Below are 14,386 nucleotides of genomic sequence, written 5' to 3'. Positions count from 1 at the left end.
CTTTTGTGGAACGAAGGCCCGGGCTGCCGTATTGGCCGGGCTGCTAAGTGGTTTTCCCCTGTTCGCCGTCGCTCAATCACAGGATGAGCAGCGCGCACAGGCCTTGCGGCAGATCATCGTCACGATGGAAGATGAAGCCGCCCAGCTAGAGGCGCAGACGGTCGAGGCGCAGGCCCGGCTGGACGCGCTGCGCCAAGAGGCCGACGCCGTCGCGGCCCAGATCGAACGTGACCGCGCCGCCGAAGATCAGGCCGATGCCGAACAGACCGCCGCCGCCGAAGCCGAACTTGCCGCGCTGCGTCAGGACCTGTCCGACCTGACGGCGGAACGGGACCGGCTGGCGCAGGCTGCCGCCGCGGCCGAGGCGACACAGGCAAATTTCGAACAGCTGACCGCCCAGACGACGGATCTGGAACAGCAGGTGTCCAGCGGCGCGGCTGAACTGGCCCAGGCGCAGGACCGCGCCGAAGCCGCCGAGGCCAAGGTGGCCGCCGCCGAACAGGAGCTGGCGCAGCTGCGCGACCAGATGGCAGCGCAGGATCAAGAAGATCAGGCAAGCCTGACCACGGCGCAGGACAGGATCGCCGATCTTCAGGCGCAGCTGGACAGCGCAACCGCCGAGGCCGAGGCGCTGCGCGGGCAATTGTCGGATGTGGATACCGCGCAGACCGGGCTTGCCGATGCCGAAGCGCGCCTGAAGGACCTGAACGCCCAACAGCGGGATGCACAGGCACAGGCCACGGCGGCGCTTGAAGAACGCGATCAGGCCAAAGCCCAGCTTGACGAGATCACCGCCCTGATCGAGGACGCCAAGACTGAACTGACGACACTGAAGGATCAGATTGCCGCGCAGGTTCAAAGCGAAAACAAGGCATTGACCGCCGCCCAGTCCGAACTTGCCGAGGCGCAGGCACAGTTGCAGCAGGTCGCTGATGAGCGGGATCAGCTGCGGGACCGTGCCGGGCAGCTGGCCGAGCTGGAACAGTCGCTGACCGCGAAACAGGCCGAGTTCGAGGCGTTGAACGCCAACATGACCCAACTGGGCCAAGCGCGCGAGGCGCTGCAGGCGCAGATTGCGGCGTCCGAGGCGCAAACGGCCGAAAGCGCCGATCTGTCAGAAAAGATCGCCGCGCAGCAGGGTGATCTGAGCGATCTTCAGGCGCAGTCAGCGGCGCTGCGCGATGAACTGGAAGGTGCTCGTGCGGCGGTGGCGGAAGAACAGGCGCAGGCGGAAGATCTGCGCAAGCAGGCGCAGGCGATTCGGGGCGAATTGACGGGGCTGGCCGAAAGCCGCGACAGCCTGCGCGCCGAAATTGCCGACGCCGAACAGATTGCGACCCGTCTGACCCAGGATCGCGAGGCGTTGCAGCAGGTGCAGGATGAACTGGCCGCGGCGCAGGAACAGGCCGCTGCCGCCACGCCAGACCCCGCGTCGGCCGCGCCCAATGGCCCGGCGGGGCGCGCGGCCGCCGCGGTCGATGCCGCAATGTCGCTTGCCCCCGGCCTGCCCGACGATCCGGCGCGGCGCGGCCAGTTGCGGCAATCGCTAATCGAGGGGGCCTGCGCCGCACAGGCGCTGTCGCAAGTGCAGTCGCCGATCAATCGCCAAACTTTGCTGGTCCTGCTGTCGCGGCTGGACGGCTGTTAACGAGTATCGCGACATGGAAGGGGAAAGCGCCATGACTGTTTTGAAACTTGCGCGACGTCTGGTCCTTGTGGCGGGGTTCGCCGCCGCCATGACCCAGCCCGCCACGGCACAGGATACCGGGGTCAGCATCATGACCGGATCGCCCACCGGGACCTATATTCAGTTCGGTCGCGACATGCAGACGCTGATGGCCCAGTGCGGGCAGCAGGTCGAGGTGGTCGAATCCGCCGGCTCTCTGGAAAATTTTCTTGGCGTGCGGCAGCGGCCCAATACGCAGTTCGGCATCGTTCAAAGCGACGTTCTGGAATATATGCAGACCTTTGCAAGTGAAGACCCCGCCGTCGCCCGCGCGATCACCGGGGTTCGCATTGCCTTTCCGCTTTACGACGAAGAGGTGCACATCCTTGGCAGCCGCGACATCGCCAGCTTCAACGATCTGGCGGGCAAGCGGGTCGCGATCGGGGTCGAGAACAGCGGCACCTTTCTGACCGCCTCGCTGATGCTGTCTCTGGCCGGGATCGAGCCTGCCGAAAAGCTGCAGATCAGCCCGGCCGAGGGTTTGCAGCAGTTGAAGGCCGGACAGCTGGACGCGTTCTTCTATGTGGCCGGTGCCCCGGCTTCGCTGTTCGCGGATGGCGATATTGATGGCGAGCGGTTCCACCTGCTGCCCATCAACAATGACACGCTGCGCACCGTCTACACCCCTGGCGAGATCCCGGCCGGCACCTATGACTTCCAGACACAGCCGGTTGGTCTGGTCGCGGTCAAGGCCGTGCTGATGACCTATGAATATGAAATGCGCCGCAACGCCTATCACCGCGCCAGTTGCGATGCGGTGTCCGATCTGTCGGGCCTGATCCTGACCAAGCTGGAGGATCTGCGCGAGACCGGCCACCCCAAATGGAAATCGGTCGATCTGTCCGCGATCCCGCCCGGCTGGGATATCGGTGCCTGCGTCAATCGCGGTATCGATCCGGGATATGAGATCAACTGCACCGCGCCTGTGCCCGCCGTCAGCGACAGCGAAAGCGATGCGAATGCCGCATATCGCCGCAGCATCTGTGCCGTGATGGGGTGCTGATCATCGCGGGGGTGGGGCGGCGGCGCTCCACCCAGTCGCGGCGACGGTGGTTCCATCGGGGCCTTGCGACAGGATGCGCCAGCGGCTGATCGGCCCCGGCAACAGCGCGGCGGACAGATCGGTCTCATGGCGCAGGACGGTGTCGGGCTGGCCGGCCATCACATATTCGACGACGAAACGCGCGGCGGACGCCTGCCAATGCAGTTGCAACCGGCCATCCGGATAAAGGCTTTGCTGCACGACCGTTGCTGCCGAGGGTGTGGCGACCGGGTCGGCCTGGGGCAGGGCCGACAGCCGTCGCTGCGCGCCGCCCACCCCGGCAGCCTGCTGATACCAGGCCCGCGCCCGCGTCAGATCCATCGGCACCCCAAGCCCGGTTTCATGAAGTTGCCCGACAAAATAGGCCGCGCGGTCGTCGCCCAGCAGCGCGGCGCTTTCATACAGCAACGCGGCTTGCGTCGGGGCGCTTGTCTCGGCTGCCAATGCCCGTTCCATCAGGGTCGCGGCATCCGCGGCAGGGACGATGCCGACGGGCGGTGCCGTGAAGGGCAGGGGCGCTTCGGGCGAAGGGGACGACAGCCCGAAATAGGCCCCGGTGCCGATGGCCAGTAGCACCACAAGGGCGGCGGGTCGTGCAAGGCGTCTCGGGGGTCTGGCGGGCGGCGGTGCTGAGCGTGGCCGGGGTGCTGGCGCGGGTTCGGATGCGGCGGGGCTGTCGGCAGGCCGCGCGGGTCTTGGCGGGGACAGACAGAACGGGGTCCGGATGCAGCGATCAAGAAACGCGGCGTCGATCCGGGTTCGGCCTTCTGTCAGCGCCTCGAAAATGGCCTGCTGGGCGATCTGGTTGATACGGCGCGGAATGCCTGCGGCAGATCTGTGGATCAGTGCGGCCGCCGCCTGATCGAAGCCGGGGTTGCCCTCGCCTTTTACAAGACGATGGGCAAGATAGGTTTCGGTTTCCGTCGCGCTCAGCGGTTCCAGCACGCTGCGATCGGTAATCAATGCGCGAAATCCGGCACATGATGGCGCGGCCAGCCTTCCAGGCAGATCGGGTAGCCCGGCAAGGATGATCGGGACGGCGTTCGGACCGTCGGCCAGTTGTCGCAACTGATCCAGATCGAGGTCGTCAAGTCGTTGCGCCTCGTCCACGACCAGCAACCTTTGCCCTATCGCCGCCATCGCACGGGCCGTCAGGTCGGTGTCGTCAGCGGCTGTGGCATGGCCGGTCAGCGACAGGATCCAGCGCAGGGGATCTGAACCATCGGCGCCGTTCTGGCCAAGCGTCAGCAGCCGGTCGCGGCCAAGCCGCGTCGCCAATACACGCAGAAGCAGTGTCTTGCCGGTCCCCGCCCGACCGGTCAGCAGTGTCACCCCGCGCGCCCGTTCGGCGGCACGGATCAGGTGGGTCAGCGCATCGCGATGGGTCGCGGCCTCGACATACATGCGCGGGTCAGGGGCCTCGCGAAAGGCAAGAAAGCTGTCGCCATGAACCTGTTTGTTCATCCTGACATGACCCGAACTGCAACACGGTAACCAGACACCTTCATACACCCTAAGCGGGATGAACCGTTCTGTCTATCATCCGAACGGCCTGCCCGATTTCTGCGCGGATCGGCCAGAAAATCACCGGCGCTTCCTTGCCGACATCGGAAAATTGACCCAATAGGCGTGGACCTGAGCGCGCGAAACGCTTAGGGAGTCGGAAAACAAAGGGCGCCCGGCAAAGTCCCGGACGAACAAGAAGCAGGCAGGCAGGCGTGCAGTCACAGCAAGTGCAACAAAACCCGGCAAAAAGGGTCACGACCCTCAAGCCATTCGAGATCCGCGGTCGATTCTTCACCGCCGTCGCAGTGCATTTGACCGGTCCCGCCGACGCGGCTTTCTATCAGGCGCTGGACACCCAGATCGGGCAGACGCCGCAGTTCTTCGACAGCGCACCCATCGTTCTGGACCTGCAGAACGCTGCCGGATTCGGCAGCTCCGAGGAAATGGGCCTGCTGGTCGCACAGATGCGGTCGCGCAACCTGCTGGTGTTCGGCATCCAGCACGGCACCGATCAGCAGATGCAGGCCGCGCGTGGCGCGGGCCTGATCCCGATGAGCGGCGGCAAGGACAAGCCGCTGGACCGTCAGCGCCCGCCGCGCGCCCAGGCCGAGACGCCGGCCCAGAAGGCGCCAGAACCCGCGTCGCGGCTGATTACCGAACCGGTCCGTTCGGGCCAGACCATCTTTGCCGACCGCGGTGATCTGGTCGTGGTCGGGCCGGTCAGCTCGGGGGCCGAGCTGATCGCCTCGGGAAATATTCACGTCTATGGCACGCTGCGTGGCCGGGCGATGGCGGGGGTGAATGGCGATCACAACGCCCGCATCTTCTGTCACAGCCTTGATGCCGAACTGCTGGCGATCGCCGGTCTTTACCGGACCAGTGACGATCTGCCCGCGGACATGCGCAAGAAGAACGTGCAGGCATATTTGCAGGACGACGTCCTGCGTATCGAAGCAATCGGTTGAAACCTGATCGAAGGGGATGGGTTCGTGAGCAAGGTCATCGTAGTCACTTCGGGCAAGGGCGGCGTGGGCAAGACCACCTCGGCCGCCGCCGTCAGCGCCGGGCTTGCCATGCGCGGTCACAAGACATGCGTGATCGATTTCGACGTGGGTCTGCGCAATCTGGACATGATCATGGGCTGCGAGCGCCGGGTCGTGTTCGATTTCATCAATGTCATTCAGGGCGATGCCAAGCTGAAGCAGGCGCTGATCAAGGACAAGCGGATCGACACGCTGTCTGTGCTGCCGACTTCGCAGACCCGCGACAAGGACGCGCTGACCAAGGAAGGCGTCAAGCAGGTTCTGGACGAACTGCGCGAGGAATTCGACTATATCGTCTGCGACAGTCCGGCCGGGATCGAACGCGGCGCGCATCTGGCGATGTATTTCGCCGACGAGGCCATCGTGGTCACCAATCCCGAAGTGTCCTCGGTCCGTGACAGCGACCGGGTTCTGGGCCTGCTGAACAGCAAGACCCATATCGCTGAACGCGGCGACGGCTCGGCCATTCGTGCGCATCTGCTGCTGACCCGGTTCGACAACCGTCGCAGCGCTAGCGGCGAGATGATGAGCGTCGAGGACGTGCTGGACATTCTGGCCATCCCGCTGCTGGGCATCATTCCCGAAAGCCAGACCGTGCTGAAAGCCTCGAACGTGGGCATGCCCGTGGTGATGGATGACAAATCCGCCGCCGGCAAAGCCTATACCGAGGCCGTCGGCCGCCTGCTGGGCGAACAGATCGAGATCCGCATGGATGTGGGCGAGCGTCGCGGCCTGTGGCAGCGCCTGATGGGGCGGACGGCCTGACCATGTTCGGATTCTCGTTTCGTCCCCGCAAGGCCAACAGCGCCCAGACCGCGAAAGAGCGATTGCAGATCCTTCTGGCCCATGAACGCGGCAGTGGTTCCAGCCCGGAATATCTGCCGATCCTGCAGAAGGAAATCCTGGAGGTCGTCCGCCGCCACCTGAAGGTGGCCGATGATGCCGTTGATATCCGTCTGGAACGTGGCGATGACCTGTCCAGTCTGGAAATCAATATCGAGGTGCCGACAGGCGGGGCCTCGACCGCCACGCAGAACTGAGAATCCGAATGGCCCGCGCAAATGTCGCGGGCCGTTTCACATCCCCCTGACGCCGGTCGCAAAGCGTGATAGCGCCGGTGCAGGAGGTGCCCATGACAGATGCCATCGACCGCCCTGACCCGCAAATGCGCTTGGGCATGATCGCCATGATCGCGGCAATGGGGATGTTGCCCATCGGCGACGCGGTCTCGAAGATCCTGACGACGGTTGCTTCGCCCTTCGATGTGTCGGTCTGGCGGACCACCGCGCAGGCGCTGTTCTTTCTGCCGATCGCAATCCTTTACCGCAAACGGCTGCGAGGCGGGATCTTTTCAGGCGCGGCAGCTGCCTCGGGCGCCTGTCTGGCGATCGTCATGCTTAGCCTTGTCAGCGCCTTCGCGGTCATGCCGATCGCAACCGCCATCGCGATCTTCTTTGTCGAGCCCTTATTGCTGACCCTTCTGTCCTGGCCGCTTCTGGGTGAACGTCCGGGACCGCGCCGGTTTGCGGCGGTCGCGGTCGGGATGATCGGGGCGCTGATCGTGATCCGTCCGAATTTCGCGGTATTCGGGCCGGTGGCGCTGTTTCCGTTTCTGGCGGCGCTGGCCTATGCGCTGAACATGATCATCCTGCGGCGTGCCACGCGCAGCCGTTCGCCGCTGGCCTTGCAGATCGGAGCCACATTCTTTGCGGCGATGGGGTTCCTTCTGGCAAGCGGCGCGGGGGCATTGCTGGGACGTCAGCCTGCGGCGCTGACCCAGGCCGAGGGATGGGTCTGGGGGCTGGTCGCCTTTGCGGGGGTTCTGGCGGCGCTGACCTTCCTGTTGATCACCTTTGCCTTCAGCAAGGCCGAGGCCAGCCTGCTGGCCCCGTTGCAATATCTGGAAATCGTCGGCGCGACCCTTGTCGGGCTTTTGCTGTTTTCGGAATTTCCAGATGCGATCACATGGCTGGGGACCGCGATCATTCTGGGATCGGGCGTCTATGTGTTCCATCGCGAAAAGGTTAGCGCGGGCTAGTCCTGAAACTGCCACGCGCCTTCGCCCAGGGCGGGGGCGGCGCGGTCTGTCACCAGGTCGCTGCGGGAAAACCGCATCGGGCTGCGCAGGCCCGCGATCCCCTCGGGCGCGATCTGCAAGTCGCGTGCGGTGATCTGCGGATCGGCCAGCGCCTCGGACACGTCATTGACCGGGCCTGCGGGCACGCCCACCTGTTCCAGCGCCGCGATCAGATCGGCCCGGCTGCGCAGCTGCGTGGCCTGCGTCAGCAGCGGCACCAGCGCGGCGCGATTGGCGACGCGGGCGGGGTTGGTGGCATAATCTGGATCGGCGGCCAGATCGGGCAGATCCAGCGCCCGGCACAGCGCGGCGAACTGGCGGTCGTTTCCGCAGGCGATGATCAGGTGGCCATCACTGGCCGGGAACAGCTGATAGGGCACGATATTGGGATGCGCGTTGCCCAGACGGTGCGGCACCTGACCGCCCAGCAGATAATTCGTCGCCTGATTGGCCAAAACCGTGACGCCGACATCCATCAGCGACAGGTCCAGATGCTGGCCCCGACCCGATGTCGCGCGCTCGGCCAGTGCCGCCTGGACGGCGATCACCCCATAAAGGCCGGTGAAGATGTCGATCCAGGCGACGCCGACCTTTTGCGGCTCGCCGTCCGGCTCTCCGGTCAGGTCCATGACGCCCGACATGCCCTGGATCAGAAAGTCATACCCCGGCTGCGCCGCGCGGGGACCGTTCTGCCCGAACCCCGTGATCGAGGCATAGACCAGCCCCGGATTGCGTGCCGACAGGCTGTCATAGTCCAGCCCGAAGCGCGCAAGGCCGCCAAGCTTGAAATTCTCGACCACGACATCGGCCTGATCGATCAAGCCTTTCAGCCGCTTCAGATCCGCGGGATCACGGAAATCGCAGGTGACCGAGCGTTTGCCGCGATTGGCCGCGTGAAAATAGGCGGCGACGGTTTCGTTGCTGCCATCGGCGCGGGGACGTTCGATGAAGGGCGGGCCCCAGCGGCGGGTGTCGTCGCCCTCGGGCGCCTCGATCTTGATGACCTCGGCGCCCAGATCGGCCAGTGTCTGACCGATCCATGGACCGGCCAGAATGCGGGCCAGCTCGACGACCTTCAGCCCTTTCAGCGGCGCGTCAGCCAAAGGCCTGCAACCCGGTCTGTGCGCGACCAAGGATCAGGGCGTGCACGTCGTGCGTGCCCTCATAGGTGTTCACGGTTTCCAGGTTCTGGGCGTGGCGCATCACGTGATATTCCACCTGAATGCCGTTGCCGCCATGCATGTCGCGGGCGGTGCGGGCAATATCCAGCGCCTTGCCGCAATTGTTGCGCTTGACTATCGAGATCATCTCGGGCGCGAACTTGCCTTCGTCGAACAGGCGTCCGACGCGCAGGCTGGCCTGCAGGCCAAGCGCGATTTCGGTCTGCATATCGGCCAGCTTTTTCTGATAAAGCTGCGTTGCGGCCAGCGGCTTGTTGAACTGATGGCGGTCCAGACCGTATTGGCGGGCGCGGAACCAGCAATCCTCGGCCGCGCCCATCGCGCCCCAGCTGATGCCATAGCGCGCACGGTTCAGACAGCCGAACGGGCCGCCCATGCCTTCGATATTGGGCAACAGCGCGTCTTCGCCGACCTCGACATTGTCCATGACGATTTCGCCGGTGATCGAGGCGCGCAGGCTTAGCTTGCCGCCGATCTTGGGGGCGGACAGGCCCTTCATCCCCTTTTCCAGAACAAAGCCGCGTACCTTGCCGCCATGCGCCTCGGATTTTGCCCAGACGACGAAGACATCGGCGATGGGGGCGTTGCTGATCCACATCTTGGACCCGTTCAGGACATAGCCGCCCTCGGTCTTTTTCGCGCGGGTCTTCATCCCGGCGGGGTCGGATCCCGCGTCAGGTTCGGTCAGGCCGAAACAGCCGATGAACTCGCCCGATGCCAGTTTCGGCAGGAACTTGTGCTTCTGTTCCTCGCTGCCATAGGCCTCGATCGGGAACATCACCAGCGACGACTGGACCGAGGCCATGCTGCGATAGCCGCTGTCGATGCGTTCGATTTCTCGCGCAACCAGCCCGTAGGACACATAGGACGCGCCGACGCCGCCATATTCCTCGGCGACGGTGACGCCCAGCATTCCGGCGGCCCCCATCTCGCGAAAGATTTCGGGGTCGGTATGTTCGTTCAGATAGGCGTCCTGCACCCGCGGGGCCAGGCTTTCGGCGGCAAAGGCGGCCGCGCTGTCGCGGATCATGCGTTCTTCTTCGCTCAGCTGGTCCGACAGCAGGAACGGATCGTCCCAGGTAAAAGCTGCGCCCTTGTGCGATTTCGTGGACATCTGAATCCTCCTTGACGGGTCACGTCATTCTGAAGGCAACTTCTAACGCTTGGCAAGCGGGGCTAAAAACGGATAATCCACATTAGTTCATGTATGGGATGAATGATGCGTGTCCGGCGGTTCCTGCCCAATCTCAGCCTGCTGCTGGCCTTCGATGCGGTGATGCGCAGCGGATCGGTCACCGCCGCGGCGCATGATCTGTCCCTGACGCAAAGCACGGTCAGCCGACTGATCCAGACATTAGAGACGCAGCTGGGCCAGCAATTGTTCCTGCGCCACCGCAAACGCCTGATCCCGACCGAGGCGGCCCGGCGCTATGCGGGCGATATCGGTCAGGCGCTGGACCTGATCCAGCGGTCGTCGATGTCGCTGATCGCGAATCCGGATGGTGGCGGGCTGGATCTGGCGGTTCTGCCGACCTTCGCGACCCGCTGGCTTGCGCCGCGCCTGCCACAGTTCCTGTCGGCCAATCCCGGAATTTCGGTCAATCTGTCGACGCGGTTCAAGCCGTTCAGCTTCGATGTCGAACCCTATGACGCGGTGATCTATTTCGGGCGCGACGACTGGCCGGGTGCGGACCACGTCAAACTGTTCGACGAAGGGGTGACGGCCTGTGCGGCGCCCGCGCTGCTGGCGGATCATCCGGTGCGCGATGTCGGCGATATGGCGGGGCTGACCCTGTTGCAGCTGGAAACCCGCCCGACGGCGTGGTCGGCATGGTTTGCGGGGCAGGGCGGGCAGCCGCCGGGCGAGGGTAACCGAATGCGGATGGATCAGTTTTCAATGATGATCCAGGCGGCGATTTCGGGGCTGGGGGTGGCGCTTTTGCCGGATTATCTGGCCCAGATCGAGATCGCGGAAGGGCGCCTGCGCCCGATCCTGCGCCGTGCGGTGACGGGGACCGGGGCATATTGGCTGGCATGGCCGCAGGCGAAATCGGGGCTGAAACCGATTGCCGCCTTTCGCGACTGGATCACGGATCGGATCGCGACGGATTTTTCTGCCACTCTCGGCGCAGCAGATAGCCCGACGCCAGAGCCAGGCCGAGCGCCATCGTGAACCATGTCAGCGCATAGGACAGGTGGCTGTTGCGGAACTGAACCACGGTCAATCCGCCACGCGGCAGATCGGCGGATTGGTCATCGGCGCGGTCGATGAAATAGGGCGCGGCACGGTCCAGCCCGCGCGATTGCGCCAGCGCGGCTGTGTCGCGGGAATACCAGCGGTCATTGGCCGGATCGTTCGATCGCAGAAACGCGCCATCTGGTTGGGACATGCGCATCAGCCCGGTGACCTGCTGGTCGCCTTGCGGCTGGCTGCGGTCGGCGGGGTCGCGGGCATCCTGCGGCACGAAGCCGCGATTGACCCAGACCATCCAACCCTGCGGTGTTTCCAGCGGCGTCATCACCCAGAAGCCTGCGCCGAACTGGGTGACGGCCTGTGCCAGCGCCTCGTCCTGAAACCGGTACTGGCCGGTCAGGGTGATGCGGCGGTATTCGTCATCGGCGGCCAGTTTGGCCCAGTCCTCCGGGGCCGGGGCATTCTGGACGGGACCGGCCAGCCGCGCCTCGGTCCGGGCGATCAGGTCGGTCTTCCAATGCAGGCGCTGAACCTGCCAGACGCCCAGACCAGCCAGGATCAGGACAAGGCAGGCCGCCACCACGCCAAGGGCGACCAGCCCCGCCCGAGAGCGGGGCCGATCCGTCATGATTGCGGCCCGATGGGCAGCAGGTCATGGTTCATCTGCGGCATCATGTTGGTGTTCAGGTGGAACATCACCCAAAGCGAACCCGCGATCATGATCACCACGATCACCACCGTGAACAGGGTCGAGATCAGGGTCCAGCCCTCTTCGGAATGGCTGTTCATGTGCAGGAAATAGACCATGTGGACCAGAACCTGAACGATGGCGCAGCCGATCACCACCAATACGGTCAGCGCGCGGCTGTCGAAACCGCCGCCCATCACCACCGCGAAGGGAATTGCGGTCAGGATCACCGACAGGACGAAGCCGGTCACATAGCCGCGAAAGCTGCCGTGGTCGTGGCTGTCATGGTCATGCGAATGTGCCGACATCAGATCATCCCCATCAGATAGACAAGCGTGAACACCCCGATCCAGATCACGTCGAGGAAGTGCCAGAACAGCGACAGGCAGGACAGCCGCCGCTTGTTCGCCGGGATCAGCCCCTTGCGGTTGACCTGCACCATCAGCGTCACCAGCCAGATCGAGCCGAAGGCCACGTGCAGGCCGTGGGTGCCGACCAGCGCGAAGAAGGACGACAGGAAGGCCGATCGCTGCGGGCCGGCGCCCAGATGGATCAGGTGGTGGAATTCGTACAGTTCAACCGCCAGGAACAGCAGGCCGAAAACCAGCGTGATCCCCAGCCAGCGCAACGTGCCGCGCTGATCGTCGCGCGCCATGCACAGCATCGCGAAACCATAGGTGATCGAGGAAAACAGCAGGAAGGCCGTGTTCAGCGCCACCAGTTCCAGATCGAACAGTTCCTTGGGGCCGGGGCCTGCGGCATAGCTGCCATGAAGGACCCCGAAGGTCGCGAACAGAACCGCGAACATCAGGCAGTCGCTCATCAGATAGACCCAGAAGCCTATGTTGGTCGATGCGCCATCCTCGTGGTGATGCGGCTCGACCTCCCAATAGGCGGCGGGCTGAGTGCTGGGCGTGCTCATGGATCAGGCTCCCTGTGCCATCTGCCGGGCATGCGCCTCTTCGGTCAGGCGCACCTCTTCGGCGGGGACATAGTAATCCCGGTCATAGTTGAAGGTGTGGTAGATCGCGTAGCCGACAAGCGCGATGAAGGACAGCGCCGCCAGCCACCACACATACCAGATCAGGGCCATGCCGCAGACCGTGGACAGGCCCGCAAGAATGACCCCGGACCCGGTATAGCGCGGCATGTGGATCGGCAGGTATTTCCCCTGACCGCGGGCGGCACCGGCGTCCTTCATGTCGGCATAGGCGTCAAGACCGTGCACGACCGGCGTGAAGGCAAAGTTGTAATGCGCCGGCGGCGACGAGGTGGCCCATTCCAGCGTGCGCCCGTTCCACGGATCGCCGGTCAGGTCGCGGTTCTCGTTGCGTTTCCAGATCGAGACGCCGAACTGCACGAACATGGCCGCGATACCGATGGCGATCATGACGGCGCCGATGCCCGCGATGATGAACCAGATTTGCAGGCTGGGGTCGTCAAAGACCCGCATCCGGCGCGTAACGCCCATCAGGCCCAGGACATAAAGCGGCATGAAGGCAACCCAGAAGCCGACGACCCAGAACCAGAAGCTGACCTTGCCCCAGAACTGGTTCAGCTGGAACCCGAATGCCTTGGGCCACCAGAAGTTGATCGCCGCAAAGCTGCCGAACAGCACGCCGCCGATGATCACGTTATGGAAATGCGCGATCAGGAACAGCGAGTTGTGCAGAACGAAATCCGCGGGCGGCACGGCCAGCAGAACTCCTGTCATCCCGCCGACGGTAAAGGTCAGCATGAAGGCGATGGTCCACATCATCGGCAGTTCGAACCGGACTCGGCCCTGATACATCGTGAACAGCCAGTTGAAGATCTTGGCGCCCGTCGGGATCGAGATGATCATCGTGGTGATCCCGAAGAACGAGTTCACCGACGCGCCCGACCCCATGGTAAAGAAGTGGTGCAGCCAGACCAGATAGGACAGGACCGTGATGCAGACGGTCGCGTAGACCATCGAGGTATAGCCGAACAGCCGTTTGCCCGAGAAGGTCGAGGTGACCTCGGAAAACACGCCGAACAGCGGCAGGATCAGGATATAGACCTCGGGGTGGCCCCAGATCCAGATGAGGTTGATATACATCATCGGATTGCCACCAAGGTCATTGGTGAAGAAATTCGTGCCGACATAGCGGTCCAGCGTCAGCAGAACCAGCGTCGCGGTCAGGACCGGGAACGAGGCGACAATCAGGATGTTGGTGCAGAACGAGGTCCAGGTGAAGATCGGCATCTTCATCATGGTCATGCCCGGCGCGCGCATCTTCAGGATCGTCACCAGAAGGTTGATCCCCGACAGGGTCGTGCCGACCCCCGCGACCTGAAGGCCCCAGATATAGTAATCGACACCGACATAAGGGCTTTTGTGCAGGCCCGACAGTGGCGGAAAGGCCAACCAGCCGGTCTGCGCGAATTCACCCAGAAACAGCGAGGCCATGACGATGATCGCGCCACCTGCCGTCATCCAGAACGAGAAGTTGTTCAGGAACGGAAAGGACACGTCGCGCGCGCCGATCTGCAAGGGCACCAGATAGTTCATGATCCCGGTGACGAAGGGCATCGCCACGAAGAAGATCATGATCACGCCATGGGCGGTGAAGATCTGGTCATAGTGGTGCGCGTTCAGATAGCCCTCGGACCCGCCGAAGGCCAGGGCCTGCTGCAATCGCATCATGATCGCGTCGGCAAAGCCGCGCACGAACATGATCAGGCCAAGGATCATGTACATGATCCCGATCTTCTTGTGGTCCACCGAGGTGAACCATTCGTGCCACAGATAGCCCCACAGGCGGTATTTGGTCAGCGCCCAGACCAGCGCCGCGCCGCCGATGGCGACGACGACGAAGGTGGCCCAGACGATCGGATCCTTGGGGATCGCGTCCAGGGTCAGGCGACCAAACAGGAAAGTGGTCTCGACATTGGCAGGTACGGCCAT

At 63.9% G+C, this 14,386-nt stretch carries 14 protein-coding genes; 7 read left to right on the top strand and 7 right to left on the bottom strand.

The features are described from left to right. Positions 1-124: 124 nt before the first annotated feature. Both BMX67_RS13560 and BMX67_RS13555 read left to right on the top strand, forming a co-directional pair. Positions 125-1,648: a coiled-coil domain-containing protein gene (locus BMX67_RS13560; RefSeq protein WP_139206528.1), complete on the top strand. Its 1,524-nt coding sequence runs from the start codon at positions 125-127 to the stop codon at positions 1,646-1,648. A gap of 31 nt (positions 1,649-1,679) precedes the next feature. After that, positions 1,680-2,729: a TAXI family TRAP transporter solute-binding subunit gene (locus tag BMX67_RS13555; protein WP_090735982.1), complete on the top strand. Its 1,050-nt coding sequence runs from the start codon at positions 1,680-1,682 to the stop codon at positions 2,727-2,729. On the opposite strand, the gene BMX67_RS13550 is transcribed toward BMX67_RS13555, so the two are convergent. Further along, the gene (locus tag BMX67_RS13550; RefSeq protein ID WP_090735980.1) at positions 2,730-4,232 is read right to left on the bottom strand and encodes an AAA family ATPase; all 1,503 of its coding nucleotides are present in this window, start codon (positions 4,230-4,232) and stop codon (positions 2,730-2,732) included. It lies immediately after the preceding gene. A 254-nt stretch (positions 4,233-4,486) separates the two neighbouring features. Here BMX67_RS13550 and minC point away from each other — a divergent pair, with 254 nt between their 5' ends. The 4 genes from minC (at position 4,487) to BMX67_RS13530 (ending at position 7,355) form a co-directional block, all read left to right on the top strand. Continuing rightward, a complete protein-coding gene (minC, locus tag BMX67_RS13545) occupies positions 4,487-5,239 on the top strand; it encodes a septum site-determining protein MinC (RefSeq protein ID WP_342707921.1) in 753 nt (250 codons plus the stop codon). A 24-nt stretch (positions 5,240-5,263) separates the two neighbouring features. After that, positions 5,264-6,082, top strand: a complete 819-nt coding sequence (gene minD / locus BMX67_RS13540; protein ID WP_090735974.1) for a septum site-determining protein MinD — start codon at positions 5,264-5,266, stop codon at positions 6,080-6,082. Positions 6,083-6,084: 2 nt separating this feature from the next. Then, positions 6,085-6,357, top strand: coding sequence for a cell division topological specificity factor MinE (gene minE / locus BMX67_RS13535; RefSeq protein ID WP_090735971.1), 273 nt, complete (start codon positions 6,085-6,087; stop codon positions 6,355-6,357). Between the two features lie 92 nt (positions 6,358-6,449). Then, complete coding sequence (locus BMX67_RS13530) at positions 6,450-7,355, top strand: DMT family transporter (RefSeq protein ID WP_245739454.1); 906 nt, start codon at positions 6,450-6,452, stop codon at positions 7,353-7,355. Here the strand turns inward: BMX67_RS13530 and BMX67_RS13525 are convergent. Beyond that, on the bottom strand, positions 7,352-8,497 hold the full coding sequence (locus tag BMX67_RS13525; protein ID WP_090735968.1) for a CaiB/BaiF CoA transferase family protein: 1,146 nt from the start codon (positions 8,495-8,497) through the stop codon (positions 7,352-7,354). The genes BMX67_RS13530 and BMX67_RS13525 overlap by 4 nt on opposite strands. After that, on the bottom strand, positions 8,490-9,689 hold the full coding sequence (locus BMX67_RS13520) for an acyl-CoA dehydrogenase (protein WP_090735965.1): 1,200 nt from the start codon (positions 9,687-9,689) through the stop codon (positions 8,490-8,492). The genes BMX67_RS13525 and BMX67_RS13520 overlap by 8 nt, the downstream gene beginning before the upstream one ends. A 105-nt stretch (positions 9,690-9,794) precedes the next feature. Between BMX67_RS13520 and BMX67_RS13515 the strand changes: the two genes are divergently transcribed. Next, positions 9,795-10,748 (top strand): LysR family transcriptional regulator, encoded by a 954-nt coding sequence (locus tag BMX67_RS13515; RefSeq protein ID WP_090736116.1) that lies wholly within the window; start codon positions 9,795-9,797, stop codon positions 10,746-10,748. On the opposite strand, the gene BMX67_RS13510 is transcribed toward BMX67_RS13515, so the two are convergent. From BMX67_RS13510 to cyoB, 4 genes are read right to left on the bottom strand one after another with little or no spacing between them, the layout of a single operon-like run. After that, positions 10,663-11,397: an SURF1 family protein gene (locus tag BMX67_RS13510; protein WP_090735964.1), complete on the bottom strand. Its 735-nt coding sequence runs from the start codon at positions 11,395-11,397 to the stop codon at positions 10,663-10,665. The genes BMX67_RS13515 and BMX67_RS13510 overlap by 86 nt on opposite strands. Continuing rightward, positions 11,394-11,765, bottom strand: a complete 372-nt coding sequence (gene cyoD / locus BMX67_RS13505) for a cytochrome o ubiquinol oxidase subunit IV (protein WP_090735961.1) — start codon at positions 11,763-11,765, stop codon at positions 11,394-11,396. Before cyoD ends, BMX67_RS13510 begins: the two co-directional genes overlap by 4 nt. Further along, positions 11,765-12,379 (bottom strand): cytochrome o ubiquinol oxidase subunit III, encoded by a 615-nt coding sequence (cyoC, locus tag BMX67_RS13500; RefSeq protein WP_090735959.1) that lies wholly within the window; start codon positions 12,377-12,379, stop codon positions 11,765-11,767. The genes cyoD and cyoC overlap by 1 nt, the downstream gene beginning before the upstream one ends. 3 nt (positions 12,380-12,382) lie before the next feature. Beyond that, positions 12,383-14,386, bottom strand: coding sequence for a cytochrome o ubiquinol oxidase subunit I (gene cyoB, locus BMX67_RS13495; protein WP_090735956.1), 2,004 nt, complete (start codon positions 14,384-14,386; stop codon positions 12,383-12,385).

Origin of the sequence: Paracoccus homiensis, from assembly GCF_900111675.1 — a bacterium.
GTDB lineage: Bacteria > Pseudomonadota > Alphaproteobacteria > Rhodobacterales > Rhodobacteraceae > Paracoccus > Paracoccus homiensis.
Note: the sequence above shows the minus strand (reverse complement) of the source record. Positions and strands in the feature narration are given on the sequence as shown.